Origin of the sequence: Janthinobacterium leeuwenhoeki, from assembly GCF_051380795.1 — a bacterium.
In the GTDB taxonomy this organism is placed as follows: Bacteria; Pseudomonadota; Gammaproteobacteria; order Burkholderiales; family Burkholderiaceae_D; genus Janthinobacterium.
The window spans coordinates 95,923-119,991 of the sequence record NZ_JBNYXT010000004.1 but is presented as its reverse complement, the minus strand read 5'-3'; the positions used below and the strand labels follow the sequence as shown (position 1 = coordinate 119,991).

At 63.1% G+C, this 24,069-nt stretch carries 28 protein-coding genes; 15 read left to right on the top strand and 13 right to left on the bottom strand.

Annotated elements, in window-relative coordinates; translation table 11 throughout:
• Positions 1-70: 70 nt before the first annotated feature.
• Complete coding sequence (locus ACQ4WS_RS05295; protein ID WP_436474308.1) at positions 71-214, top strand: hypothetical protein; 144 nt, start codon at positions 71-73, stop codon at positions 212-214.
• Between the two features lie 42 nt (positions 215-256).
• On the opposite strand, the gene ACQ4WS_RS05290 is transcribed toward ACQ4WS_RS05295, so the two are convergent.
• The gene (locus ACQ4WS_RS05290) at positions 257-742 is read right to left on the bottom strand and encodes a hypothetical protein (RefSeq protein WP_436474307.1); all 486 of its coding nucleotides are present in this window, start codon (positions 740-742) and stop codon (positions 257-259) included.
• Positions 743-956: 214 nt separating this feature from the next.
• Here ACQ4WS_RS05290 and ACQ4WS_RS05285 point away from each other — a divergent pair, with 214 nt between their 5' ends.
• Together ACQ4WS_RS05285 and ACQ4WS_RS05280 are read left to right on the top strand one after the other, a co-directional pair.
• Entirely contained in the window at positions 957-1,835 is an 879-nt protein-coding gene (locus ACQ4WS_RS05285; RefSeq protein WP_199534278.1) for an EamA family transporter, read from the top strand.
• Positions 1,836-1,975: 140 nt separating this feature from the next.
• Complete coding sequence (locus ACQ4WS_RS05280) at positions 1,976-2,380, top strand: c-type cytochrome (RefSeq protein ID WP_436474305.1); 405 nt, start codon at positions 1,976-1,978, stop codon at positions 2,378-2,380.
• Positions 2,381-2,604: 224 nt separating this feature from the next.
• On the opposite strand, the gene ACQ4WS_RS05275 is transcribed toward ACQ4WS_RS05280, so the two are convergent.
• The gene (locus ACQ4WS_RS05275; protein ID WP_436474304.1) at positions 2,605-2,868 is read right to left on the bottom strand and encodes a DUF378 domain-containing protein; all 264 of its coding nucleotides are present in this window, start codon (positions 2,866-2,868) and stop codon (positions 2,605-2,607) included.
• A gap of 331 nt (positions 2,869-3,199) precedes the next feature.
• Between ACQ4WS_RS05275 and ACQ4WS_RS05270 the strand changes: the two genes are divergently transcribed.
• Positions 3,200-4,588: a methyl-accepting chemotaxis protein gene (locus ACQ4WS_RS05270; protein WP_436474302.1), complete on the top strand. Its 1,389-nt coding sequence runs from the start codon at positions 3,200-3,202 to the stop codon at positions 4,586-4,588.
• Positions 4,589-4,622: 34 nt separating this feature from the next.
• Here ACQ4WS_RS05270 and ACQ4WS_RS05265 read toward each other — a convergent pair whose 3' ends face one another.
• Both ACQ4WS_RS05265 and ACQ4WS_RS05260 read right to left on the bottom strand, forming a co-directional pair.
• Positions 4,623-5,153 (bottom strand): GNAT family N-acetyltransferase, encoded by a 531-nt coding sequence (locus ACQ4WS_RS05265; RefSeq protein ID WP_436474300.1) that lies wholly within the window; start codon positions 5,151-5,153, stop codon positions 4,623-4,625.
• 7 nt (positions 5,154-5,160) lie between these two features.
• Positions 5,161-5,733: a helix-turn-helix domain-containing protein gene (locus tag ACQ4WS_RS05260; protein ID WP_436474298.1), complete on the bottom strand. Its 573-nt coding sequence runs from the start codon at positions 5,731-5,733 to the stop codon at positions 5,161-5,163.
• Positions 5,734-5,850: 117 nt separating this feature from the next.
• Here ACQ4WS_RS05260 and ACQ4WS_RS05255 point away from each other — a divergent pair, with 117 nt between their 5' ends.
• Positions 5,851-6,939 carry a flavodoxin family protein gene (locus ACQ4WS_RS05255; RefSeq protein ID WP_436474296.1) on the top strand — a complete coding sequence of 363 codons (1,089 nt, stop codon included), beginning with the start codon at positions 5,851-5,853 and terminating at the stop codon, positions 6,937-6,939.
• A 9-nt stretch (positions 6,940-6,948) separates the two neighbouring features.
• Here the strand turns inward: ACQ4WS_RS05255 and ACQ4WS_RS05250 are convergent, their stop codons facing one another.
• On the bottom strand, positions 6,949-7,851 hold the full coding sequence (locus ACQ4WS_RS05250; protein ID WP_436474294.1) for a LysR family transcriptional regulator: 903 nt from the start codon (positions 7,849-7,851) through the stop codon (positions 6,949-6,951).
• Between the two features lie 107 nt (positions 7,852-7,958).
• On the opposite strand from ACQ4WS_RS05250, the gene ACQ4WS_RS05245 reads away from it, so the two are divergent.
• Positions 7,959-9,041: a YeiH family protein gene (locus ACQ4WS_RS05245; RefSeq protein ID WP_436474292.1), complete on the top strand. Its 1,083-nt coding sequence runs from the start codon at positions 7,959-7,961 to the stop codon at positions 9,039-9,041.
• 105 nt (positions 9,042-9,146) lie between these two features.
• On the top strand, positions 9,147-9,788 hold the full coding sequence (locus ACQ4WS_RS05240) for a LysE family translocator (RefSeq protein WP_436474290.1): 642 nt from the start codon (positions 9,147-9,149) through the stop codon (positions 9,786-9,788).
• Between the two features lie 2 nt (positions 9,789-9,790).
• On the opposite strand, the gene ACQ4WS_RS05235 is transcribed toward ACQ4WS_RS05240, so the two are convergent.
• Complete coding sequence (locus tag ACQ4WS_RS05235) at positions 9,791-10,555, bottom strand: alpha/beta fold hydrolase (protein ID WP_436474288.1); 765 nt, start codon at positions 10,553-10,555, stop codon at positions 9,791-9,793.
• A gap of 86 nt (positions 10,556-10,641) precedes the next feature.
• On the opposite strand from ACQ4WS_RS05235, the gene ACQ4WS_RS05230 reads away from it, so the two are divergent.
• A complete protein-coding gene (locus ACQ4WS_RS05230) occupies positions 10,642-11,400 on the top strand; it encodes an AraC family transcriptional regulator (protein WP_436474287.1) in 759 nt (252 codons plus the stop codon).
• Here ACQ4WS_RS05230 and ACQ4WS_RS05225 read toward each other — a convergent pair.
• The 3 genes from ACQ4WS_RS05225 to ACQ4WS_RS05215 form a co-directional block, all read right to left on the bottom strand.
• Positions 11,397-12,038 carry a CatA-like O-acetyltransferase gene (locus ACQ4WS_RS05225; RefSeq protein ID WP_436474285.1) on the bottom strand — a complete coding sequence of 214 codons (642 nt, stop codon included), beginning with the start codon at positions 12,036-12,038 and terminating at the stop codon, positions 11,397-11,399. The two genes, ACQ4WS_RS05230 and ACQ4WS_RS05225, sit on opposite strands and share 4 nt — an antisense overlap.
• A 36-nt stretch (positions 12,039-12,074) precedes the next feature.
• Entirely contained in the window at positions 12,075-13,298 is a 1,224-nt protein-coding gene (locus ACQ4WS_RS05220; RefSeq protein WP_436474283.1) for an MFS transporter, read from the bottom strand.
• A 78-nt stretch (positions 13,299-13,376) separates the two neighbouring features.
• Complete coding sequence (locus tag ACQ4WS_RS05215) at positions 13,377-14,402, bottom strand: ice-binding family protein (protein ID WP_436474282.1); 1,026 nt, start codon at positions 14,400-14,402, stop codon at positions 13,377-13,379.
• 523 nt (positions 14,403-14,925) lie between these two features.
• On the opposite strand from ACQ4WS_RS05215, the gene ACQ4WS_RS05210 reads away from it, so the two are divergent.
• Positions 14,926-15,705, top strand: a complete 780-nt coding sequence (locus ACQ4WS_RS05210; protein WP_436474281.1) for an EAL domain-containing protein — start codon at positions 14,926-14,928, stop codon at positions 15,703-15,705.
• 33 nt (positions 15,706-15,738) lie between these two features.
• On the opposite strand, the gene ACQ4WS_RS05205 is transcribed toward ACQ4WS_RS05210, so the two are convergent.
• The 4 genes from ACQ4WS_RS05205 to ACQ4WS_RS05190 all read right to left on the bottom strand — a co-directional run bounded on the left by ACQ4WS_RS05205 (position 15,739) and on the right by ACQ4WS_RS05190 (position 18,313).
• Positions 15,739-16,026, bottom strand: a complete 288-nt coding sequence (locus tag ACQ4WS_RS05205; protein ID WP_436474280.1) for a pentapeptide MXKDX repeat protein — start codon at positions 16,024-16,026, stop codon at positions 15,739-15,741.
• 81 nt (positions 16,027-16,107) lie between these two features.
• Entirely contained in the window at positions 16,108-16,839 is a 732-nt protein-coding gene (locus tag ACQ4WS_RS05200; protein WP_436474572.1) for a molybdopterin-dependent oxidoreductase, read from the bottom strand.
• A gap of 62 nt (positions 16,840-16,901) precedes the next feature.
• Entirely contained in the window at positions 16,902-17,507 is a 606-nt protein-coding gene (locus tag ACQ4WS_RS05195) for a cytochrome b/b6 domain-containing protein (RefSeq protein ID WP_436474278.1), read from the bottom strand.
• Positions 17,507-18,313, bottom strand: coding sequence for a DUF1223 domain-containing protein (locus ACQ4WS_RS05190; RefSeq protein WP_436474276.1), 807 nt, complete (start codon positions 18,311-18,313; stop codon positions 17,507-17,509). The genes ACQ4WS_RS05195 and ACQ4WS_RS05190 overlap by 1 nt, the downstream gene beginning before the upstream one ends.
• 130 nt (positions 18,314-18,443) lie before the next feature.
• Between ACQ4WS_RS05190 and ACQ4WS_RS05185 the strand changes: the two genes are divergently transcribed.
• The 6 genes from ACQ4WS_RS05185 (at position 18,444) to ACQ4WS_RS05160 (ending at position 24,033) form a co-directional block, all read left to right on the top strand.
• Positions 18,444-19,034, top strand: a complete 591-nt coding sequence (locus ACQ4WS_RS05185) for a sigma-70 family RNA polymerase sigma factor (protein ID WP_436474274.1) — start codon at positions 18,444-18,446, stop codon at positions 19,032-19,034.
• A complete protein-coding gene (locus tag ACQ4WS_RS05180; protein WP_436474272.1) occupies positions 19,031-19,678 on the top strand; it encodes an NrsF family protein in 648 nt (215 codons plus the stop codon). The genes ACQ4WS_RS05185 and ACQ4WS_RS05180 overlap by 4 nt, the downstream gene beginning before the upstream one ends.
• Before the next feature lie 131 nt (positions 19,679-19,809).
• The gene (locus ACQ4WS_RS05175; protein ID WP_436474270.1) at positions 19,810-21,309 is read left to right on the top strand and encodes a DUF4331 domain-containing protein; all 1,500 of its coding nucleotides are present in this window, start codon (positions 19,810-19,812) and stop codon (positions 21,307-21,309) included.
• 13 nt (positions 21,310-21,322) lie between these two features.
• Positions 21,323-21,571 carry a hypothetical protein gene (locus ACQ4WS_RS05170; RefSeq protein WP_436474268.1) on the top strand — a complete coding sequence of 83 codons (249 nt, stop codon included), beginning with the start codon at positions 21,323-21,325 and terminating at the stop codon, positions 21,569-21,571.
• 66 nt (positions 21,572-21,637) lie between these two features.
• A complete protein-coding gene (locus tag ACQ4WS_RS05165; protein ID WP_436474266.1) occupies positions 21,638-22,849 on the top strand; it encodes a tetratricopeptide repeat protein in 1,212 nt (403 codons plus the stop codon).
• The gene (locus ACQ4WS_RS05160) at positions 22,846-24,033 is read left to right on the top strand and encodes a HupE/UreJ family protein (protein ID WP_436474264.1); all 1,188 of its coding nucleotides are present in this window, start codon (positions 22,846-22,848) and stop codon (positions 24,031-24,033) included. Before ACQ4WS_RS05165 ends, ACQ4WS_RS05160 begins: the two co-directional genes overlap by 4 nt.
• Positions 24,034-24,069: the final 36 nt, after the last annotated feature.

The window sequence follows — 24,069 nt, the reverse complement described above, 5'->3', positions numbered from 1 at the left end:
CAAGTACTAGCATGCCTTTGTTACGCGGATAATCCTACTGACGGTGCGACAGCGGAGATTGTAAATTAACATGACTGACTATGCCTATGGCAATCAGCGCGCTGAAAAAATCTCAAAAAAAATGAAGCTACCAATGAAGCGCAACATTAATGTGACAGCCCTCGAATATGGCAATGTTGCAATAGATATTTCTCAATTACAAGCCTTATTTTGATATAGTGTGCTACCGTGGTCTGTTTACCAGTCGGCAAATTCCTCAATCGTCCTGCTGTTGCCATATCGCCTTGTCGCCTTTCATATATATCAATGCACTGGCGGAACCTTCTTTTGCCACGACGATCCCGTCCGCTTTCAGCCTCAGCGATTTTTCAGGGTAGCTGTGCTGGAGCGAACCCTTGTCTTCCACTTGCCACACTTCCAGCCAGGCGAAATCGTCGCCGCCGTTGGACAAGGCATGTCCGGCACCGACGATGAGGGGCACCATATTTTGCCTGAACAGGAAAGCGATGCCCGCCTTCTTGCTGTCCTTGTTCCTGACGAGCACGGCCAGATCACCCTTGCCATCGCCATCGAAATCGCCGCGCAGGACAAACGGGTTCATGCGCGCGCTCACTTCGACCGATTCGCGTTTGGCCAGACTATCGAACTGGTGCGTTGCCCAGGCCGGCAATTGCGCCTGCGGCGGCAAAGCTTGTGCTCCAGCCATGCCGCCGGCAAACATCAAGGTGACGGTCACTGCCATGCTTTTGCAATTCATAGAGCGGCTCCATAGAGACAAAGAATCGGTGGCGGCACCCCACTGATCAGAGGTGTACTGGCAGAATAGCATTACCAGATAATACTTGCACTATTACAACAGTGCCCGCTCCACATCGCAGCCAGTACGGGCGAATAAATGCCATCCGTAGCAGATCGGCCAGCGACTAACGGCCTGTTGCATATTAGAATACCGCTCCATGACCTCCCCCGCCTCGACCTCCTCCCTCCCCGACAGCATCCTGCTCCCTTCCCTGGCCGTACTGGGAGGGCAGATTTCCGTCAACCTGGGGGCGGCGATTGCGAAGAATCTGTTTCCTGTCATCGGGGTTGAGGGGATTACAGCGTATCGCGTGGGGTTTTCGGCGCTGATCCTGCTGGCGATCTTCCGGCCGTGGCGTTACCGCCTGACGCGCAAGGATGTGCTGAACTTGCTGGTCTACGGTTCCGTGCTGGGGCTGATGAACTTGCTGATTTACCGGGCGTTTGCGCTGATACCGATCGGCATCGCCGTGGCCATCGAAGTGACGGGGCCGCTGGCCGTGGCGATGCTGTCGTCGCGCCGGCCGCGCGATTTGCTGGCCGTGGCGTGCGCCGTGTTCGGTCTCTATTTATTGCTGCCCCTGCAAGGTAGCCCGGGCAGCCTGGACCCGGTCGGCGTGGCCTACGCTCTGGGGGCGGCGCTGTGCTGGGCGCTGTATATCATCTTCGGCAAGCGCGCCTCGACCTTGCAGGGCGGGCAAGCCGTGGCCTGGGGCATGACGGTGGCGGCCATGGTGACGGTACCCATCGGCGTCGCGTATTCGGGCACGGCCCTGCTGGCGCCATCGATTGCGCTGATGGGCCTGGCAATCGCCATGCTGTCCAGCGCCCTGCCGTATTCGCTGGAAATCTTTGCCCTGCGCCGTTTGCCGCAAGGGGTGTTCGGCATGTTCAGCAGCGCGGCACCCGCCGTCAGCGCGCTGGCCGCCATGGCCGTGCTGGGAGAACTGCTGAGCCTGACCCAATGGCTGGCCATCGCCTGCATCGTGTTCGCGTCGGCCATGGCGGCGCTGGGCGCCCAAGGCGGCAAGCGCTAGCGGCATTCCCCCCTCCTGGAGCGCTGCCTGCGCCGCTTCCTGGCATCCATGTCCGTGCTGGCGAGCAGGTTTTGATGTGCGCCTGTAAAATGCCTCATCGCTCGCCACACATTGCCACACATTGCATGCCCGCCGCACCGATGACATCCACCTTTCGCTCTCTCTTCTCTCTTGCCTCCGCAGGTGTGCTGCTGACGCACGCTGCCATCACGCACGCAGCCGCCGCTCCCGCCACCCTGATCGGCAATGCCGAAGCGGGCAAGGCCGCGTTTCGCAAGTGCGCCTCCTGCCACCAGGTGGGGCCATCGGCGCGCGGCGGCTTCGGCCCCAAGCTGACGGGCGTGATCGGCCGCAAGGCCGGTGCCACCACCGACTATAAATACTCGGCGGCCATGAAAAACGCGAATATTGTCTGGACCGAGCAAAATCTGGCCGGTTTCCTGAAAGCCCCCAGCGATTTCATTCCTGGCAATAACATGCGCTTCTGGGGCATTGGGAACGCCCAGCAAGTGGCCGACTTGCTGGCCTATCTGCGCACGCAGTAAGCAAGCAATAAGCAAGCAGGTCAGGCACTGGCCTGCCCGCGTGCGGACAGGCAGACAGGCACGGCCCATCAAGCCATGACAGCAGCTCAAGCCTTCAGCGCTTGCAGCCAGCCCTTACGCTTCTTGTGCGCCGCCCGGATAACGCCCTTCATGCTTGAAGCCCCGTTCCAGCTGCTTGAATTCGCATTCGCGCCAGGGATGGGCACGGACAGGCATTGCTTCCCTTAGGGCTTGGCTGGCAGCTTGCGCACGCACAGATAGATGGAATACAGCGCCGCCAGCCCCACCAGCATGTACACGCCGCGCGACGCCGTCGACATCGCGCCCAGGATGCGGGCCACGATATCGATATCAAACAGGCCCACCAGCGCCCAGTTCAAGCCGCCCACGATCAAGAGGATCATGGAAATCCAGTCGACCACATTCTGGCGCTTGGCCGTCATTTCCTGTTTTGCCGCGCCGTCCGACCCTGCCTGTATATCCGCCATCTCAGCCCCCTGTGTATAAGAAGAAAGACCCGCCGCCGGGTCCGTGCAAGGAATAGTGTAGGCGCGGCAGCGGCATGCGCCAGTCGGACGATGCCGGGGATCGAGGTAGGACGAGTCTGGAATACGGCGGGTGATTTTATCTGGCAACAATTTCGACAATATTTAGCCGCTGTTGCCAAACAAGCAGTGACCAATTCCAATATGGAAATATTTATAGATTACTTAGTAACGCGCTGCTACACTCATTTCACCCCGGCAACTTCAGGGGACAAGCGCCACGCCATGCCGCCGGTATGGAAGACGGCGACCATGGGACAACAGCTGAGGGGACATGAATATTTCAAACATACGTATCGGTGTGCGCCTGACCACAGGATTTTTGCTTACTTCGCTTTTACTGGCCGTGGTGGTGGTCATCAGCACCTGGCAGTTGTCGGCGGTGAGCGGGGAAATCGATAGCAGCGTGAACCAGCGCTATGCGCGTATTGCGCAATTGCAGGCCACGCGCAACAGCACGCAAGAACAGCCTGCCCTGCGCGAACTCGACCAGCAGATCGCCACGCAATCGGCGCAGATGCGCACGGCGGCCGAGGCCGCGATGGCCCGCGCGCACGATACCAGCATGCTGATCATTGCGCTGGGACTGGTCGGCGGCGTGTTGAGCCTGGCGACGGCCTGGTTCATCAGCAGCGGCATCGTGCGACCCTTGCGGCATGCCGTCAAGGTGGCGCGCAAGGTGGCTGGCGGCGACTTGAGCGAGCATATCCGCGTCGATTCCCGTGATGAAGTGGGGCAATTGCTGCAAGCCCTGAAAGACATGAATGCCAGCTTGATCAATATCGTGGGCGAGGTGCGCGGCGGCACACACGACATCGCGGGCGCCTCGGGACAGATTGCGGCTGGCAACCAGGACTTGTCGCAGCGCACGCAGGCGCAAGCCAGCTCGCTGGAGCGCACGGCCGCCTCGATGGAAGAGCTGACGGGCACCGTCAAGCAAAATGCCGATAACGCACGGCAAGCCAATCAACTGGCGCAATCGGCTGCGGCGGTGGCCGGCAAAGGGGGTACGGTGGTGGCGCAAGTGGTCGACACCATGAGCTCGATCAACGCTTCGTCGAAAAAAATCGTTGACATCATCGGCGTCATCGACGCCATCGCCTTCCAGACGAATATCCTGGCCTTGAACGCGGCCGTGGAAGCGGCACGGGCCGGCGAACAAGGGCGCGGTTTTGCCGTCGTGGCCGCTGAAGTCCGTACCCTGGCACAACGCTCAGCCGGTGCGGCAAAGGAAATCAAGCAATTGATCGGCGACTCCGTGGAGCGGGTCGACGCCGGCGCGCGCCTGGTCGACACGGCCGGCGCCACCATGCGCGAGATTGTCGCCAGCGTGCACCGCGTAACGGACATCATGGGCGAAATCAGCATGGCCAGCGGCGAGCAATTGTCCGGCATCGAACAAGTCAATGCCGCCATCGTGCAGATGGAACAGGTCACGCAGCAAAACGCGGCTTTGGTGGAGCAGGCATCGACGGCGGCGGCCGGCATGCAGCAGCGCGCCACGCGACTGTCGGGCACAGTCGACATCTTCAAGCTGAGCCGTGACCAGGCACCTGCCCAGGCGCCGCACGGCATCAGCCTGGTGGCCGCACAGGCCAGCCACACCGTCACGACGCCGGCAAACCTGCCTGCCACAAACGTTAGAGCGCGGCTGAAAGCCTGAGTTCCCCCGCCATCGCTGCGCCGCTCTCAATATGCTATCGCCGCAGCTGCTTGTACATGACGGTGGTGGCATCCAGCCGGTCGCCGGCCGGCGCCAGCGCATATCCGGGGATGCTGCCCGCCACCACGTAGCCGAGCGACAAATACAACGGTTCGGCATGGTCGCCGCTGCGCGTATCCAGGGTCAGCAGGCTGCGCGGCAAGAGGCGCGCCTGCTCTTCCAGCGCCTGCATCAGCTGGCGCGCAAGGCCGCGCCGGCGGAAAGCGGGCGCGACCAGCAGCTTGCGCACTTCGGCCCGGTGCGCCTGGTTGGGATTGGTGTCCCAGTCCAGCTGCACGGCACCGGCCACCTTCCCGTCCACTTCGGCTACCAGCAGCAGGCGCACGCCGCGCGTGACGGCCGGCAACACGTTATCCACCCAGAACGCCTGGCTGGCCGCCGTGTCGAACGGCAAGATAAAACCGATGCTGGCGCCGTCGTGCACGCAGTCTTGCAGCAAGGCGCCCAGTTCCGGCAAGCGTTCCAGAATATCGGTGGACGAAAAGTGGCGTAGCGATGCGGACATATCAACCTCAGACAAGAAAGAGAAAATAGCGGGCACCGCTGTCTGGCGACGTCATAAACGCGCTGGCGCCGTGCAGCTGGTAGCGCAGACAGTCGCCGGCCAGCAGATCGTGCGAGCGGCCGTCAACCGTCACGTTCAGCTTGCCTTCCTGCAGCAACAGATGGTGTTCCATGCCGGGCCGGGGCGAGGCCGCGTAGGTGATCGTCACGCCTGCGGCCAGCTCGCATTCGAGCGCTTCGCCAGCCAGCGCGCGTGACGGGGGCGAGACGGAACGGCGGATAAAACCGGTAGCTGGGTCCGTCCACACGCTTTGCTGGGCCCGCAGCAGCAGGGGCGGGAAATCGTCCTCGACCATGCGCAGCAGGCGCGACATGGCCAGGCCATACGCGGCGCACAGCTTGCCCAGCACGACCGTCGTCGGGCTGACCTCGCCATTTTCCAGGCGAGATAATGTCGCGCGACTGACCTGGCTGGCACTGGCCAGCTGGTCCAGCGACCAGCCCCGCTCCACGCGCAACTGTTTCAGGCGCGCCGCCAGCCGCTGCTCCGTATCGTTCTCTGTGACGATTGAATTTTCCATATATGGGAACTTATCCCATAAACGGGAATATGACAAGTAATCGCTGCACAGTTGTTCAGCGCACAGACCTGCTGCCGGTCCTCCAGCAAGATCGCATCATCACTTCAAGGAGAAGCCATGTCCGCCACTCCCCCCTCTCCCCAGCCGCGCCAGGGCCAGGCGCCCGCACCGCTGGGCAGGGTCGAATTTCATTTGCAATACATCCGCTCGTTTGCCGACCCCACGTTCGACGCCGTGCGCGGCGCCCTGGTGCAGGTGGAAGAAGTGGCGTGGAAGAATTACCAGGATGGCCGCAAGGCGCCCGTCACGCAGAAGGCAGGACCGGGTTTTGCCGACCCCGACTACGATTTATCCGTGGAGTGGCTCGCCACGCGCGACCGCCTGCTGGCCGCCGAGGCGCGTCAGAAAGATCCGGCCACGCCGTCGCGCGTGCTGCTGATCTGCGGCGCGGCACGCAACGACGGTTCTTGCCCTGGTGAAATTTCGAAGACCTGGCGCATGACGCAATGGGCAAAAGAAGTGCTACAGGCGGACGCCATCGAAGCGGACGTGCTGGACCTGAGTTTGCTGACCTCTGCGTATGACTTGCACATTCATCCATGCAAGGGCTGCGTCTCGACGGCCATGCCCCTGTGCCACTGGCCGTGCAGTTGCTACCCGAACCATGGCGAACGCCAGACGAATGACTGGATGGCGGACATTTACGAGCGCTGGACGGCCGCGCACGCCGTCATCATCCTCACGCCCGTGTACTGGTACCAGACGCCCAGCGTGCTGAAACTGATGATAGACCGGCTCGTCTGCGCCGACGGCGGCAACCCGGACCCCACGTCCACGCATGGCAAGAAAGCCATGGAAGCGAAGGCGCTGGAATTGCAAGGCTGGAACTACCCGAAACACCTGGCCGGGCGCGCGTATGGCCTCGTCGTGCACGGCGACGTGGCCGGCATCGAAGGGGTACGGCGCGGCCTGTCGGACTGGCTGGACTGGATGGGCCTGGTCGACGCGGGCGCGAAATCACGACTGGACCGCTACATCGGCTATTACGACAGCTATGCGCAAAGCCATGAGACCTTGGACCGCGATACGAATATGCAGGAAGAAGTGCGCAACGTGGCGCGTGCCGTGGCCGTAGCCGTCAAAAGGCTGCGCGCAGGTGCGCTGGCGCCGCCCGATGCGGCATTACAAGCTCCGCGGCCAAAATGAAGCACGCACCTAAGCTGCCATGCGCGAGGCGTGGCGGCACAATTCCAGGAAACCCGTCAAACGGGGCGAGAGTATCTTCTTGGACTGGCGTATCAGGTAAAAGTTGCGCTCCAATGGCGGCAGCATGGTCTCCAGTTCCACCAGTTGCCCGCTGGCCAGCAGATCGGCCACCACCACGCGGGACAGGCAGGCGATGCCCAGCCCCGCCGCGGCGCCATATTTGATGGCTTCCGAATTGCTGAACTCGCCCGCAGGGCGCAGATAATGCAAGTACGGCACCAAGGCTTGCTCCACGGCTTCACGCGTGCCCGAGCCCGCTTCGCGCAGCAGCCAGCCCGCCTGGTTCAATTCCGTAAAACTGAGCAGATGACGCAGTTGCGCCAACCGATGCGTGGGCGCGGCCACGATCAGCATCTGGTCCGTCAGCCATGGTTCCACCAGCAAGCCCGCTTCGTGGCACGGCCCTTCGATCAAGCCGATATCGACACGGAACTCCGCCACGGCGGACGCGATGTCGGCCGTGTTGGCAATCGTCACCTGTGGAATGCTGCGCCCGTACTGCTGCGCCGCCTGGGCCAGTATCTGCGGCAGCAAATAAATGCCTATCGTCGTGCTGGCGCCGATTTGCAGGCTGACGGGCACGGACGGCTCGGCGCCCGCAAACTGGCGCTCGATGCTGGCGGCCCCGTCGCGCATTTGCCGCGCCTGCGGCAGCAGCAAACGGCCATTGTCATTGAGCAGCAAACGCTTGCCCACCCGGTCGAACAGTTGCGCGCCCAGCAAGGTTTCCAGCTCATTCAGGGAAGCGCTGGTGGCCGATTGCGATAGTGCAATCAACTCGCCGGCCGCGCTGGTGCTGCCCGTGTCCGCCACGGCCAGAAAAATCTGCAGTTGCCGCAAAGTTAAGGCCATCAAATCTATCTATTTAATTGGTTAAACATACAAAAACAATCCGTTTTACCATTTAATCTACGAACTGTACAGTCATGCCATACGAACAAAGAACCATGGAGTACGGCATGTCTACTCTCTCAACAAGCAACACAACAAGTTTCAGCGACCGCTATGGCCGCCTTTTTCCGGGCCTGCTGCTGAGCGGCGCGATCGCCTATGGGGCCATCGCGCTGGGTAAGCTGGAATGGATGCAAAGCCACGGCATGAGCGCCCTGACCCTGGCCATCATGCTGGGCATTGTGCTGGGCAACAGCGTGTATGGCCGCCTGGCGCCCGCTTGCGGCGCGGGCGTGGCATTTTCCAAACAGACATTATTGCGACTCGGCATCATCCTCTACGGCTTTCGTTTGACCTTCCAGGATATCGGGCAGGTGGGCCTGGCCGGCATCGCCATCGACGCGCTGGTGCTGGCGTCCACGTTTGGCCTGGCCATGTTGCTCGGCACCAAGGTGTTCAAGCTGGAACGCAACAGCGCCATTCTGATCGGCGCGGGCAGCTCGATCTGCGGCGCGGCGGCCGTGATGGCGACGGAACCCGTCGTCAAGGGGCGCAGCGAAGATGTGACTGTCGCCGTCTCCACCGTCGTGGTGTTCGGCACCATCGCCATCTTTCTGTACCCCTTGCTATACCGGTGGAATCTGGACTGGCAGGTGCTGGGCGCCACGCCTGAGGCCTTCGGCGTGTATATCGGTTCGACCGTGCATGAAGTGGCGCAAGTGGTGGCGGCCGGCAAGTCGATCGGGCAAGAAGCGGCGAACGCGGCCGTGATCGCCAAAATGGTGCGCGTAATGATGCTGGCGCCGTTTCTCGTCATCCTGTCGGCGGTGCTGGCGCGCGGCACGGCCAAAGGAGGCAACAGTGGCCACGACAAGGCAGCCAAACTGGCCATTCCCTGGTTCGCCTTCATCTTCATCGGCGTCGTCGCCTTCAATTCACTGGGCCTGCTGCCAGCGAGCGCAGTGTCCACCATTACCGACTTCGACACGGCCTTGCTGGCCATGGCCATGGCGGCCCTGGGCTTGACGACGCACATGTCGGCCATCCGCCGCGCCGGCATCAAGCCCCTGCTGCTGGCGGGCCTGCTGTTCTGCTGGCTGATCGCCGGTGGCGCCGCCATCAACCATGGGGTCGCCAGTCTGTTTGCATGAACTTGGCCAGTTTCGGGCCAGGCTAGCCGACGCGGGAGCCGAAAACTTCGTACAATATGCGTGTTTTGACTCTCAATCCGGCTTCGGCCCCACCCAGGAACACCCATGCATCTCTCGAACTGGCTGCTTTTCTGCAGCGTCGCCCTGCTCGTCACGTTTTCTCCCGGCCCGGCCGTCTTGCTGGCCATCTCGAACGCCATCGCCGTCGGCCCGCGCCGCGCGATGATCAGCAGCATGGGCAATGGCTTTGGCCTGTTCATCATTTCCGGCGTGGCCATGGCCGGCATGGGCGTCGTGCTGGCTACCTCGGCCACGGCCTTCATGCTGCTGAAACTGGCTGGCGCCCTGTATCTGGTGTACCTGGGCATCAAGCAATGGCGCAGCAAGACCAGCGTCGTGGCCGATGCGCCCGTGGTGGCTGGCGCGGCGAATCCGAATTCCTTCTGGAAACTCTTCCGCCAGGGCTTGACGGTCGCGCTGACCAATCCGAAAGCCATCCTGTTCTTCTCGGCACTGTTCCCGCAATTCATCACGCCAGGCGAACCGGTGGCCATCCAGTTCACCGTGCTGACCACCTCGTTTGTCGCCTGCGCCATGCTGGCCCACTTGTTCTACGCCAACCTGGCGCGCCTGCTGAAAACCCAGCTGGCCACGCCGGGCCGCGCCAGGCTGTTCAACCGCATCACGGGCGGCGCCTTCGTCTTGCTGGGCCTGAGCCTGCTGCGCTTGCGCGCCAAGACGGCGTAAAGTCACTGCGCCGATAAAAACGCCTCGATGCTGGCCGCCAGGGCCAGCGGCGTTTCATTCATCGGATAGTGTCCCGCATTGCCCAGCACCTCCAGCCGGGCTTGCGGGTACCACGCCAGGTAGGTGCGGCGCATCAGGGCCGCGTCGAAACGGGGATCGTGCTCTCCCACCAGCGCCAGCAAGGGTAACGGCGACGCCGCCCGCATCACTTCACCGCTGAAATCCGTCCCGCTCCACGCCAGAAAACAGGCGGCAAACGCGGCCGGATCCGACCTTTCCCACGAGTATTGCGCCTTCCAGTCCAGCCATGTGGCTGGCAAGCGTCCGCCCGTGCTGCGATCTATGATGGCGCGCCGCGCTTGCTGGTTGCCGCTGGCGTCGAGAAACAGTTGCCGCGCTGCCCCGTCCAGCGCCACGCCGCAGCTGGGCACGGGCGCCACGGCCACCAGTTTGCGCAGGCGCAAGGGCGCCAGCAAGGCCAGCCGTTCCAGCGCCATGCCGCCCATGGAGTGCCCGACCACGCTGAAGGTGGCAAAGCCCAGCGCATCGGCCAAGGCCAGGGCGTCGCGGGCAACCTCTTCCATCGAATATTCTCCTGCTGCGCCCCGCATGCCGCCATAGCCGCGATTATCCATGAAGACATAGCTGAAAGCGCCGCCATCGAGGGCCGCTTCCATCGGCGCAAAGGCCTGCGCGTCGCCAAACCAGCCGTGCAGGACGATGACGGCGTGGGAGCCATGGCCCACGCGATGATAGGTATTGTGCATACACACTCCTGAAAAAGAGTGTGATGGTAAGCGGACAGCAGGCGGCCCGCCTTCGATAGCAGGTCAAATACTGTAGAGTACGGGCCATGGATGATTTTTATACGGAAGTGCCGCGCCCCTTGATCGCCACCGCGCGCGACCATGCCCCCGGCCAGATGTTCCCCAGCCACAGCCATGCGCGTGGGCAATTTGCGTATGCGGCGCGCGGCGTCATCAGCGTGTACACGCCGCAAGGCAACTGGCTGGTACCGCCGCAGCGGGCTTGCTGGGTACCGGCCCATCTCATCCACGGCATGCGCATGCATGGCGCCGTGACCATGCACAACGTGTTTATCGATCCTCCCGCCATCGTCGGGGCCGGCTTGCCGCTCCACTGCCAGGTATTGGACGCCTCGCCGCTGCTGCGCCAGTTGCTGGCCGAGGCCGTGACCATCGATGCCTTGTATGCGGAGCAATCGCGGGCCGGACGACTGATGGGCTTGCTGCTCGACGAAATTGCCGCTGCCAGGCCCCTGCCCCTGAGCGCGCCCCTGCCCCAGGAACCCCGGCTGGCGCGGCTGTGCATGGACATGCTGCGCCAGCCCAGCCTGGACAGCCGCCTGGATGCGATGGCGATGCAGGCCGGCATGAGCCGGCGCACTTTTACGCGGCAGTTCCGCGCCCAGACGGGACTGGCCTTTGCCCAATGGCGCCAGCAAGCGTGCCTGCTGGCAGCCATCACGCGCCTGGCCGAGGGGCAAGCCGTCACCAGGATCGCGCTCGATCTCGGTTATGCCAGCCCCAGCGCCTTCACGGCCGCCTTCCGCCGCGTGCTGGGCCAGGCGCCCAGCGATTATCTAGACTAGGAAATAATCGCGGCGATGCGCTGCGCCAGCGCCTGCGCCAGTTTCTGCACATGGTAGCCGTCGACAAAACCATGGTGGGCCTGCGCGGAAAACGGCACCCGCATGCGGCCATCCGGCTGCGCGGGGCCGAACTTGCCCCAGGTAAAAGTCGGGATGTCGGCGTCGCAGTGGCGGTAGATCGGGTGTTCGATGGCCGCCAGGTCCAGCCACGGCAGGCAGGTGATGAAGATGTTGTTGCGCTGCTGGCGCTCCGTCTCACCCTCGCCCGTATTGATCAGCGCGCTGCTCGCTTCGGCGAAGCGTTTCGCTTCCAGGCTGCGTGCGATGAAGAGATCGAGCTGGTCCGTCATCGTGAAACGCGTGTAGTTCAGGTTATCGTCGCCGTTGATAACGGTATAGGAAGCGGGGAAATCGTCAATCCTGATCACTTCGCCCTGGTAGATGCGGTACATGAAGTTGTCGATTTCCCTGACCGTATTGAGCAGGCAAAACAGGAAGAAGTGGAACACGGGAATGTGCCGTTCCTTGCACCAGGGCCGGAAGTCCGGCACGTCGAGCTGGAAGTTGATGTTGACGAGGGGATTGTCAAACGCCCGGAACAAGTCATAGCGGTCGCGCCGCTTTTCAAAATTTTTCATGCGGCGAGTGTAGACGATGGGGTGCTGGCGGGCAAGTCACGCTGCCTCGCCACCGTGCGCCACGCCCCGCTGCACTTTCCACGCCAGCGGCAAGGTCAGCAGCAATACGGCCGCCAGCGCCAGCAGGGCCGTGGGCACGCTGGTATGGTCGCCCAGCGCGCCGAACAGCACGGGCGACAGCGCGCCGCCGCCGATGCTGCCCGTATAGAACAGGGCGAATGCATGCTCGCGCTTGCCGGGCTGGGCCAGTTCCGGCACCGCGCCGTACAGCACGGACGAGGTGCCGTTCAGCGCCAGCCCCAGCAGGGGCAGCATGGCCATGATGCCTGCCAGCGGCAGCCAAAGGGCCGCGACGATGAGCACGGACGTCATCGATTCGGTCAGCCACACAGTCTTCATCATGCCGATGCGCGCGCCCAGATAGCCGCACAGCAGCTTGCCGAAGGCGCCGCCCACAAACAGCAGCGATAGGGCCACGCCGATGCCGGCCGTGCCCGCGCCCTTGCTTTTCAACAAGAATGGCAAGAAAGTGAGAAAGCCCATGCGCACGGCGCTGTCCAGGGTGCCCGTGGCCAGCAGCGCGCGAAAGCTGCCTTTCGAGCCGCTGCCCCCGATGGTCTTGCCCGCCTTCCTGCTGCCGGCCCGCAGCTCGCCCGGCTTCGGCAGCAACCACCATAGCAAGCCGGCCGCCGCCAGGCCCAGCAGCCCCAACAGCGAGACGCTGGCTTGCCAGCTGCACACCAGCAACAGCAAGCCCACCAGCGCGGGAATCAGGGTCTTGCCGATGTCGCCGGCGAAGTTGTAGTGCGACAGCGCTTCCTTGACGCCGCCGCCCGCCTCGTGCGTATCGGTGACGATGGACGAAGCCAGCGGATGCTGGGTGCTGGCCCCCAGACCGCCCAGCAGCAAGGCGAACAGCAGCACGGCCAGGCCACCCGCCTGCCCCGCGATCAGGTAAGCGACGCCGGCCAGCGCCGTACCGCCCACCAGCATGCGCTCGCGTCCCCAGCGTCTGGCCAGGCGGCTGGCCAGCAATTGAAAACCGGCCATCATGCCCGAGTAGGAACCGCGCAACAGGCCCACCATGGCGTAACTGATGGCAAACTGCGCCTGCCAGATGGGCAACAGCACATAGATCACGTCTGTCAAGCCGTCATGCACGGCATGTGCGCTACAGGCGGCGAACAGCGAGCGGCGGCGGATCGATTTGTCGGAGGGAGGTGCTTCCGGGGACAGCGCGGCGGCGGATGGTTCGGTCATGACTGTGCATGCAGGAAATCAGGAGGCGACCAGCTTACTACAAATTGCAAACTGGCATCTTGCTCGCCTGGCGTCCCCTTACAGGCGCGCCTGCTTGCGCTGCCGCATCAGGCCAAGCAGGGCAAGACCGGCCAGCAGCATGGCGTAGGTGGACGGTTCCGGCACTGCCGGTATGTCGACGTTGCGAACAGCGGTACCGTCCACGATATCGAAACCGCTGCCTGTGCCGCTGCAGCCATTGCCGCCGATGCGCGCGCCGTCGCCCGTCGACACATACGAGGTGGCGGAATAGAGCCCGCCGCATGCGCTTCCCACGCCCGTCACGCTGGTGCCCGCACCTACGCTGACATAGTCCTTTGCCAGAACGGTGCCGATGAACTCGCCGCTGGCCCCCAGGCTCGTGTAGCCGCCACTGTTCCAGATGACGCTGTTGCTGGCATCGGCATTGATCAAGACAATTTTCATGGCCGCCCCCGTGACCAGGTAATCGTCGATATTGAACACCCAGGATTGATTGGGCCGGTTCTGTCCATCCAGGGTCAGCGTGATGCCGGCCGTGGTCGACAGATTGGCCGCCGTAAATACCCCCGGGTACAGCGTGGTGTCGAGCGTCATGGTCGTACCCAGGGCGGTACCCTGCCGCATATTCTTCAGTGCGGCCTGCGCGGCGCCGATCTGTTGCGCATTGCTCAGCACGTTCCCCGGCAGCGCGGCAAGCGGGCCTGCACCATGGGTGGTGCTGCTGGCGGACAAGGTAACCGCTCCCAGCGCCGCCACCTTGCCGGCCACAGTGGCATGGGCGCCGACGGTAGCGGCGCCGCCACTGAGCATATTGCCGCTCACCACCGCATTGGCGCCGATGGTGGATGCACCCAGAGACAGCAGATTGCCGCTGAGCTGCGACGCGGCGCCCATGGTGGCGACATCGCCCGAGACGATATCGCCCGTGACGGTCGAGTTGGCGCCGGTGGTGGCATAGGTGAGTGCAAACACGGAAGCGCCAGCTAGCGACTGGCCAAACAGGGGCACGCCTTCGGCGTGGACTTGCGCGGCAGTGCATGCCAGCGTAACGAGCAGCGCCAGTGTCGATGGAGGCAATTTCATGGGATTCTTTTTGCGCAGCCTGCGCATGAATGGAGTCACGTGCGTATGCCGGGACGGCTTGAGGAAGGCGCCGCGAAAAAAAGCGCGCAGCGTATCCCGGGCCATCATGGCCAACTTGAGAAAGAATGGTCGTTTCGCGACAAGCGGCAGGCAGCAGAGGTGAAACACCTGAAACGATATCGTCGAATGCAGCAAGCCAGTACGACTGCGCGCAAGGGCCGGTAGGCGGGGAAGTACCGCGGGGGATGGGCGGCGGGCGGTCAGTTGTTCCGATGGGCGGGTCATGGTGACAACATGACGCATCGGAACTGGTAAATTGCTTAAAGGAAATAGTACAGCGCCTGTCGGCAATTAGCCAGTCAATTATTGCTATGAGGAAACTTGCATCATTTTCTGTCGCATTTCACCCCCCTTGGCACAGCCCTCCCCTGTTTTGCGGGGCATAAATATAGCGCCACTGGCGCAGGGCCGTGGTATAAATGCCATATACACCTTGTACCTTTTATCTGAGGCCAGCACTACCATGACGTCCTCCAGCGACACCCCGGGCCAAGCCGGGAAAAAGGCCGGCTGCAGCCAGTGCCAGCAAGCCGAGCCACTGGGCTTCGATTTCACCTTTGCCTATCAACCGATCGTCAACCTGTCCACACGCTCGATCTTTGGCCATGAAGCCTTGGTGCGCGGTCCCAACGGCGAATCGGCATACTCGATCTTGTCCCAGGTCAACGACGAAAACCGCTATGTATTCGACCAGGCTTGCCGCGTGCGCGCCATCGAGGGTGCGGCCCGGCTGGGCATCCAGGAATATCTGTCCATCAATTTTCTGCCGAACGCCGTGTATCGCCCCGAGGCGTGCATCCAGGCCACTTTTGCTGCGGCGCGCGAATACAATTTCCCCATCAGCCGCATTATTTTTGAAGTGACCGAGGGCGAAGAAGTGCGCGACCGGCCCCACCTCGTCAACATCTTCCATGAGTATCGGCGCTTCGGCTTTCAGACTGCCATCGACGATTTCGGCGCAGGCTACGCGGGACTGACGCTGCTGGCGGAGTATCAGCCGCACATCATCAAGATCGACATGGAACTGGTGCGCGGCATCGAGGCCAGCGCGCCCAGGCAGGCGATCGTCAAGGGCATCATCGCCATTTGCAAGGAACTCAACATTCAAGTCCTGGCGGAGGGCATCGAAACGGCCGCCGAACGCGATTGTTTGCGGGCGATGGGCATCGACTTGATGCAGGGATATCTATTTTGCAAGCCAGCATTGATGGCCATCGGCGTGATCAACCCGGCAGCGTGGTGACAGGCAGTCACCACGCCCCGATCTGCTCCGGCCTTACTTGCCCATCGCATCCTTTTTCATCTCGTCCTTTTTCATTGCATCCTTCTTCATGCCGTCTTTCGCCATGGCATCTTTTGCCATGCCATCCTTGGCCATGTGATCCTTCTTCATGTGTTTCTTGGTCATCGGCTTGTGCATGCCATCCTTGTCCATCGCATCTTTGTGCATGGCATCGGCCGAAGCGTCCTTGGCCATAGCGTCTTTTTTCATGGCGTCCTGGGCGAACGCGGCACCCGACATGAGGATGGCGGAAGCGATGATGGCGGTGATGGTGGTTTTCATGATATGTCCTTGTCTCTAGGTTAAATGGGCAAGTGCCCGGTGTGAAAGCGACTACGGTGCTGCAGGTGTTGCTAAAAGTGTTCAGGAACCGCCAAACCAGTTGTAGCCCTGATTCTCCCAATACCCTCCCGGATACGTATTCGTCACGAAGATGGCCTGGATGTGCTTGGGATTCTTGTAGCCCAGTTTGGTGGGCATGCGCAATTTCATCGGGTAGCCATATTTCGGCGGCAATTCCTGCCCGTCATACGTCAAGGCCATGATGGTTTGCGGATGCAGGGCCGTGGCCATGTCGATGCTGGTGAAGTAATCGTCGGCGCACTGGAAACCGATGTATTTGGCCGTCGTGTCGGCGCCGACCCGCTTCAGGAAGTGCGAAAACGGCACGCCGCCCCACTTGCCGATGGCGCTCCAGCCTTCCACGCAGATGTGGCGCGTGATTTGCGTTTCCTGCGGCAAGGCACGCAACTGCGGCAAGCTCCACGGCTTCCTGTCGGCGATCAAGCCGCTCAACTCCAGGCGCCAGGCGTCGCCATCGACCTCTTCCACCTCGTCCTCGCCGTAATACGCGTTGAAGGGAAACGGCCGGGTGATCATGGAATCGGGATACGTCGGCGCCAATTTGTTCGGGTCGAAGAGCCAGCCCTGCACCCGGTCGTTGAAGCGCGAAACTGCCGTCAAGGCTGTCTCGATGCTGGAAGCGTCGCTGACGTTACAGCCCGTCAGCAAGGACAGGCCACCCAGGCTCAGGCTGCGCTGCAAGAACAGGCGGCGCGACGGCTGTTTGATCTGGCGCAAGGCGTCCGCCAGCATGGCCTGGCCCGGCTCTTGCACAATGATGGTTTTTTTCATGCTCATCTCCCGTACCCTACCTGTTAACGGCCGCGCAGCATGGCGACCAGGGTGCGCGGCACCAGCGCCACCATCAGCAAGTGCACGCCGACAAAGCCCACCAGCAACGCCATGGAGATGAAGTGGACTCTGCGCGCGCTCTCATAGCCGCCCATCAGCTCGCGCAGCAGGGGAAACTGCACGGATTTCCACAGCACCAGGCCGGACAGCACCAGCACGATGCAGTCAAGCATGACGAACAGATAAGCGGCGCGCTGCACCATGTTGTAGCGGTGCGGGTCCGCATGCGCCAGCTTACCCTTCAGCGCGGCGACAACATCGGCCAGCAGCAGGCGCGGCGAGAGGGGAAAGAACTGGCGCCGCAGCCGTCCCGTGACAATATTAATGATCAGATACAGCAAGCCATTGGCCACCAGCAGCCACATGGCGGCGAAATGCCATTGCAGGGCGCCGCCCAGCCAGCCGCCCAGGGTCAGGGCGCGCGGCAGCTCGAACGGGAAGAATGGCGCCGCGTTGTAGATGCGCCAGCCGCTGGTGGTCAGTATCACGACGGCCACGGCATTGAGCCAGTGCGTGAGACGCAGCCAAACGGGGTGGATCACGGCATTTGAAACAGTAGGCGTAGACATCACAACACTCCTTTCGCGCATTGCGCTGTGCTGACGGCTTGCAGGATGGCGCTGCTGTCGGCCCGCTGCACGAAGGCGACCACTTGCAGGTTCTCGGGGCGCCAGCTGGCGGGCAGCCTGACTTCGCGGCGCAGCTGGGCGCGGCCTTGCGCCAGCGCAACTGGCCCCAGCCACAGGCGCACGGCCGCATCGTGCTGCAGTGTGGCGCCGCGGTTTTCGCCGCGCAGCACTTTCGAGACGATGCCGCTTTCGCTGATGGCCACATATAACTGGCCGCCCGTCTGCGCGTCCGGCGCGTTGGCATTGGCTTCCAGCAGCAGCTTGCCACCCGGCCCCGGGGTGGCGGCCAGGCTGATGTTGACGGCCGCAGCGGTCGCGTTGATGCGGCGGATGGCGGCCGGCAGCTGCGTATCCCAGCTGCGCAATTCCATGCCGCCGACGAAAAACTGGGGCGTGTAGGCCACTTGACGCGGCTGGTGGCGCAGCAGCTCGGCCTGGCGGGCGTCGAATTGCGCCTGCGCCAGCGGGTCCGTCCAGCCGATCTGGTCCCAGTACGTGACGTGCAGGGCCAGCGGCACGATCAGGCTGGCCGCCCCCGCTTCCTTGCGCAAGGCGTTCAGGCGCCGGTCGGCGGGCGGACAACTGGAGCAGCCTTCGCTGCTGTACAGCTCCACCAGCGCCGCCGTGCGTGGCCCGCTTTGCACGGCGCAGCGCTGGCCGGCCGCCATCTGCGCGTAAGCGGGTGCCGTCGCGGCCCACAGACAGAGTGGAACGAGGCTGGCGGCGAGGCGGTGCTTGATATGCATGATGACTACCCGTTATAGTGAATCAAGAAACGTGCTTGCTTGTCAATTCGCCGCGATGGCCGAATTGGTTACAACCACCTGCCATTATTTTTAGATTTATTTTTCTCAACGTCTGTCACCAAAGGCCTGCATGCAACGAATACCTGTTAGCGAGCAGTTGCACGGCACGGAATTGCGGCTGCACGGCTTGATGCTGCGCGGGCTCGAGGGCGATGCGCTGGCGTATCGCAGTTTCTTGCAGGCCACCAGCGGCCATTTGCGCGCGTTTTTGCGGCGCCGCCTGCTACGCTGGCCGGACGAGGTGGAAGACCTGGTACAGGAATGTTTGCTGGCCATCCACAACCAGCGCTTGACATATGACACGGGGGTGCCGCTGACGTCGTGGATTCATGCGATCGCGCGCTACAAATTGATCGACTGGCTGCGCCGACACGGGCGGCGCGAAGCGCAACACTTGCCGTATGACGAAGAAGACAGCGCGCAGGAACTGTTTTCCAGCGCCGACGCCGAGGCGGCCGAGGCCAGCCGCGATCTGGGAAAATTGCTGGCCAGCTTGCCGGCACAGCAGCGCGACGCCATCGTGCATACCAAGCTCGACGGCTGGTCCGTGCGCGACACGGCGGCCGCCATGCAGATATCGGAAGCCAGCGTCAAGGTGGCCGTGCATCGCGGCTTGAAGGCACTGGCGGCCAATTTAAGGATAGAAGGAAGCACATCATGAAAACCGATGACTTGATCGCCATGCTGGCCAGCGGCCCCGACGTGGCCGCCGCGCCGCCCCCGGGCGCCCGCTGGCGCGCCCCCGCCACCTTGGGCGCCGGCCTGCTGGCCAGCGTGGCCTTGATGGCCATGCAGCTGGGCGTGCGGCCCAACCTGGAACAGCTGGCACTGCTGCCCGATTTCTGGATCAAGGTCGGCTTTGTCGTCTGCCTCTGCCTGGCGGCCTGGCATGTCGGCCGCCGCCTATGCGCGCCGGGCGCCGCCACGCGCGCCCTGCCCCTGCTGCTCGCCATGCCCCTGCTGCTGATGTGGGCGCTGGGCGCCATCGTCCTGCAGGAGGCCCCGCCCGAACAACGGGCCGAACTGTTCTGGGGCGCCACCTGGCGCAGCTGCCCCTTGCTGATCGCCCTGCTGTCGCTGCCCATACTGGCCGCCGTGCTGCGCCTGATGCGCCAGTTGGCGCCCACGCGCCTGCGCCTGGCGGGCGCGGCTGCCGGCTTTGCCGCCGGCGCCATGGCAGCCCTCGTGTATTGCCTGCACTGCCCGGAGCTGGCGGCCAGCTTCGTCGGTTTCTGGTATGTGCTGGGCATACTGGTGCCGACCGCCATCGGCACGGCCCTTGGCCCCACAGTGCTGGCCTGGTAAGGGGCCGGCAAGCTCATCTGCACACTTTGATAAAGAGTTGAATCCGTTCTTTGTAACCGTTCGTATAAGTCAGGCAGCCTGCAGTTTCTTGGACTTGTCTGTCAACGCTAACAAAAATCGGGAGAATCGAAATGTCTTTATCACAGTCGAAAACCACCCTGGGCGCCGCACTCCTGGGCAACCTGCTGGCCCTGGCCATCGCGCCAGCCGCCTACGCTTCCAGCCACCGCGAAGCGCCGTTCATCACGCAAGCCCCCAAAGTCGACGCCACCGACTTCTATATGTTCCGCAGCTATGAAACGGGCCGCAGCGCCTACACCACCCTGGTGGCCGACTATATTCCCCTGCAAGACGCCTACGGCGGCCCGAATTACTTCGCCATGGATCCCAACGCCCTGTACGAAATCCATATCGACAACAATGGCGACGGCAAGGAAGACCTCACCTTCCAGTTCCGCTTCACCAACACCATCAAGGATGGCCAATTCACGGTGGGCGGCAAGAAAGTCTCGATTCCGCTGGTGATCAACGGCGGCGCCATCGATTCCGTCAATCCGGCCGGCCTGAACGTGCGCGAAACCTACAGCGTGACGGTGGTGCGGGGCGACCGCCGCACGGGTACGCGCAGCAGCGTCACCAACGCCACAGGTGGCGGCACAACCTTCGACAAGCCCGTCGACAATATCGGCAACAAGGCCATCCCCAACTATGCCGCGTATGCCGCGCAGCATGTATACGCCGTCAACATTCCCGGCTGCGCCACGCCGGCACGCCTGTTCGTCGGCCAGCGCAAGGATCCCTTCGTGGTGAATTTGGGCGAAACGTTCGACTTGATCAACATCAAGGCGCCTGCCACGGAGTTTGCCGCGAATGCAGAGTCTGCTGCCAAGGATGACCTGGCCCGCAAAAACGTCACGGCTATCGAAATGGAAGTGCCGACCACCTGCCTGACAGCGGGCAGCGATCCTGTCATCGGCGGCTGGACCACGGCCAGCCTGCGCCAGGGACGACTGCTGAACCCGGCACCCGGCACGGCTACGGGGGCCTCGAAGGAAGGCGGCGCGTGGGTGCAAGTGTCGCGCCTGGGCATGCCGCTGGTGAATGAACTGGTCATCGGCCTGAAGGACAAGGACCGCTTCAATGCCAGCAAGCCGTCCGGCGACGCGCAATTTGCCGATTACGTCACCAACCCGACGGCGCCGGCCCTGGTGGAAGTACTGTTTGGCTCGGCAGGCGCCAAGGCGCCCACCAACTTTCCGCGCAACGACCTGGTGGCCACTTTCCTCACGGGCATCAAGGGCGTGAACCAGCCCGTCACCGTGACGGCATCGGAAATGCTGCGCCTGAATACGTCGATCGCCGCCACCAATGTCGGTGCGCAAAACCGCCTCGGCGTCATCGGCGGCGATAACGCGGGCTTCCCGAACGGCCGCCGCCCAGGCGACGACGTGGTCGACGTGGTGCTGCGCGTGGCGATGGGCAAGCTGTGCACCCTGAACATCGGCTGCGCCCCGGCCGACGCTCCCGCCGGCGCTCTGCATTTCACGGATGGCGCCTTCCTCGACGAAACATCGTTCACGGCAGGTTTTCCCTACCTGAAAAATCCCGTGGCCGGCTCGCCGCAGCTGTAACAAGGAGAACGCGATGAAAAAGCTCTATGTAATCGGCGCCCTGGCGCTCACGGCCCTGCTCGCCGGCTGCGGCGGCGGTGGCAGCAGCCACGGCGGCGATAACGGCAATGGCGGCGTCAACCCGCCCCCCGTGGTCTTGCTCGATGCGTTTTATGTGGCCGTCAGCAACGTGATCCTGACCACCAGCGATGACAAGGATGGCGTGGGCATCGACGCCATCATGGCGACGTCTCCGGAAAACACGGAGCCGGTGCCGCTCTAAGCCCCTGCGGGCGCCGGGGAGTCCGCTCTCCGGCGCCCGTGCCAATTCCTGTCGATGGCGTCCACCATGAAAACACCGATTTCCCTGCTGTGCGCCTGCCTGCCTTTATTCGCACTGGCCGCGCCCTACACGCCGAAAGATGGCAACGCCATCATCGAACAGTTGCCGCGCCGCGCCGACGCCACGCAGCTCGCCCTGCGCGGCCTGCGCCAGCAACTCGATGCGACGCCACAAGACATGGCCCTGGCCACCAGCCTGGCGCAGCGCTATATTTCCTTGGCACGCAGCGAAACGGATCCGCGCTACCTCGGCTATGCGCAAGCGGCGCTGGCGCCCTGGTGGCGGCAAGCGGCGCCACCGCTGCCCGTGCGCGTGCTGCGCGCCACCATATTGCAAAGCACCCACCATTTCAGCGCCGCCCTGCAAGACCTCGACGCCGTCATCGCGCAGCAGCCGCAAAATGCCCAGGCCTGGCTGACGCGCGCCAGCGTGCTCACCGTGCAGGGCGACTACGCGCAAGCGACGGCCAGCTGCGCGCGCCTGTCAGCCCTGACAACACAGCTGGTCACCGTCACCTGCCTTGCCAACGTGACCAGCGTCACGGGCCGTGCCGCCAGCAGCGAGCGTTTGCTGGACCTGACCTTGCAGAGGAGCGCCGGCGCGGCGCCCGAGCTCGATAGCTGGGCCGCAACCCTGCTGGCGGAAATGGCCACAAGGCGCGGCGAGAACGCCATCGCCGAGGCGCGCTATAAACAGGCGTTGGCGCGGCAGCCGCGCGACAGCTATCTGCTGGGCGCCTACGCGGATTTCCTGCTCGACCAGCAGCGTCCGCAGGAAGTCGTCAAATTGCTGAAAGACCAGCAGCGCATCGACGCCCTGCTGCTGCGTTACGCGCTGGCGCTGCAATCTCTGCCCGACCAGAAAACGGCATTCCTGGCGGCAAAAGCGGAACTGGCGGCCCGCTTCAACGCGGCCATGCAGCGTGGCGATACCGTGCACCAGCGCGAACAGGCGCGCTTTGCCTTGTTCCTGCAGCAAGATATTCCCGCCGCCCTGCAACTGGCGCAGCAAAACTGGGCCATCCAGAAGGAAGTTCCCGACATGCGCATCCTGCTGGAAGCATCGCTGGCCGCGCGCAACTATGCGGCGGCACAGCCTGTGCTGGCCTGGATCGCGGCCAATGGCGTGGAAGACGTGGCCCTGCAACGCCTCATCAGGCAACTGGGCCAGCAGGATGCGCAGAAGATCAGTTTTATCAAGAAAGCGGGGCCACTGTGAACGCCCGACTCGCCCTGTGCCTGTTCCTGCTGTGCGCCTGGCTCGCTCCTGCGCAGGCGCACAAGCCCAGCGACAGCTATGTGAGCCTGGCCGTCCACGGCCAGCAGATCGAAGGGCAATGGGATATCGCCCTGCGCGACCTCGATTTCGCCATCGGCCTCGATGGCAATGGTGACGGCGCCCTGACGTGGGATGAAATCCGCGCGCGCCACGCCGCGATTGCCGCCTACGCGCTGCAGCGTCTGCAGGTGGCCAGCGACCAGGGCGTGTGCCCCTTGACAGTCGCCGAACAACTGATCGACCATCACACGGACGGCGCCTACAGCGTGCTGCGCTTCCAGGCCAGCTGCCCCGGCGCTGCCCCGGCCAGTCTCACCATCGGCTACACCCTGTTCGCCGACCTCGATCCGCAGCACAAGGGCTTATTCAAGATCAATAGCGGCGGCGCCACGCAAACGGCCATCTTCGATCCGGACAGCCCGCGCCAGACGATTTCACTTGCCGCGCCCGACCGCCTGGCGCAGTTCGGCGCCTATGTCAAACACGGCATCTGGCATATCTGGATCGGCTACGACCATATTTTGTTTTTGCTGTCTTTGCTGCTGCCGGCCGTGCTGCTAAAAAGTCCAAATGACACGGACCGTTTAAACCCAACGGCGGAGAGCCGGGGTCGGACCCTGAGGGTCCGACCCCAGACTTTGCATCCGGGTTTGAACGCAGCGTTTATTGACGTTTTTAAAGTCGTCACCGCCTTTACCCTCGCCCACTCCATCACATTGACCCTGGCCAGCCTGTCACTCGTCTCCCTGCCGTCGCGCTGGGTGGAGTCGGCGATTGCCGCTTCCGTGATCCTGGCCGCGCTGAACAACCTGCTGCCGCTGTTCCGGGGCAAGCGCCCCGTGGCCGCCTTCGTATTTGGCCTGATCCACGGTTTCGGCTTTGCCAGCGTGCTGCGCGACCTGGGCTTGCCGCAGGGCTCGCTACTGGCCAGCCTGCTGGGCTTCAACGTGGGTGTTGAAATCGGACAACTGGCCATCGTCGCCGCCTTCCTTCCCGTCGCCTGGCTGCTGCGCAAGACCTGGTTCTACCGGCAAGTACTGACCGTCGGTTCGCTGGCGATCGCCCTGGTGGCTGCCGTATGGCTCGTCGAGCGGCTAGCCGATATCAAGCTGATCAGTGCATGAGGGCATGAGCTGGCCATGCATTGGTCCAGCGCATCA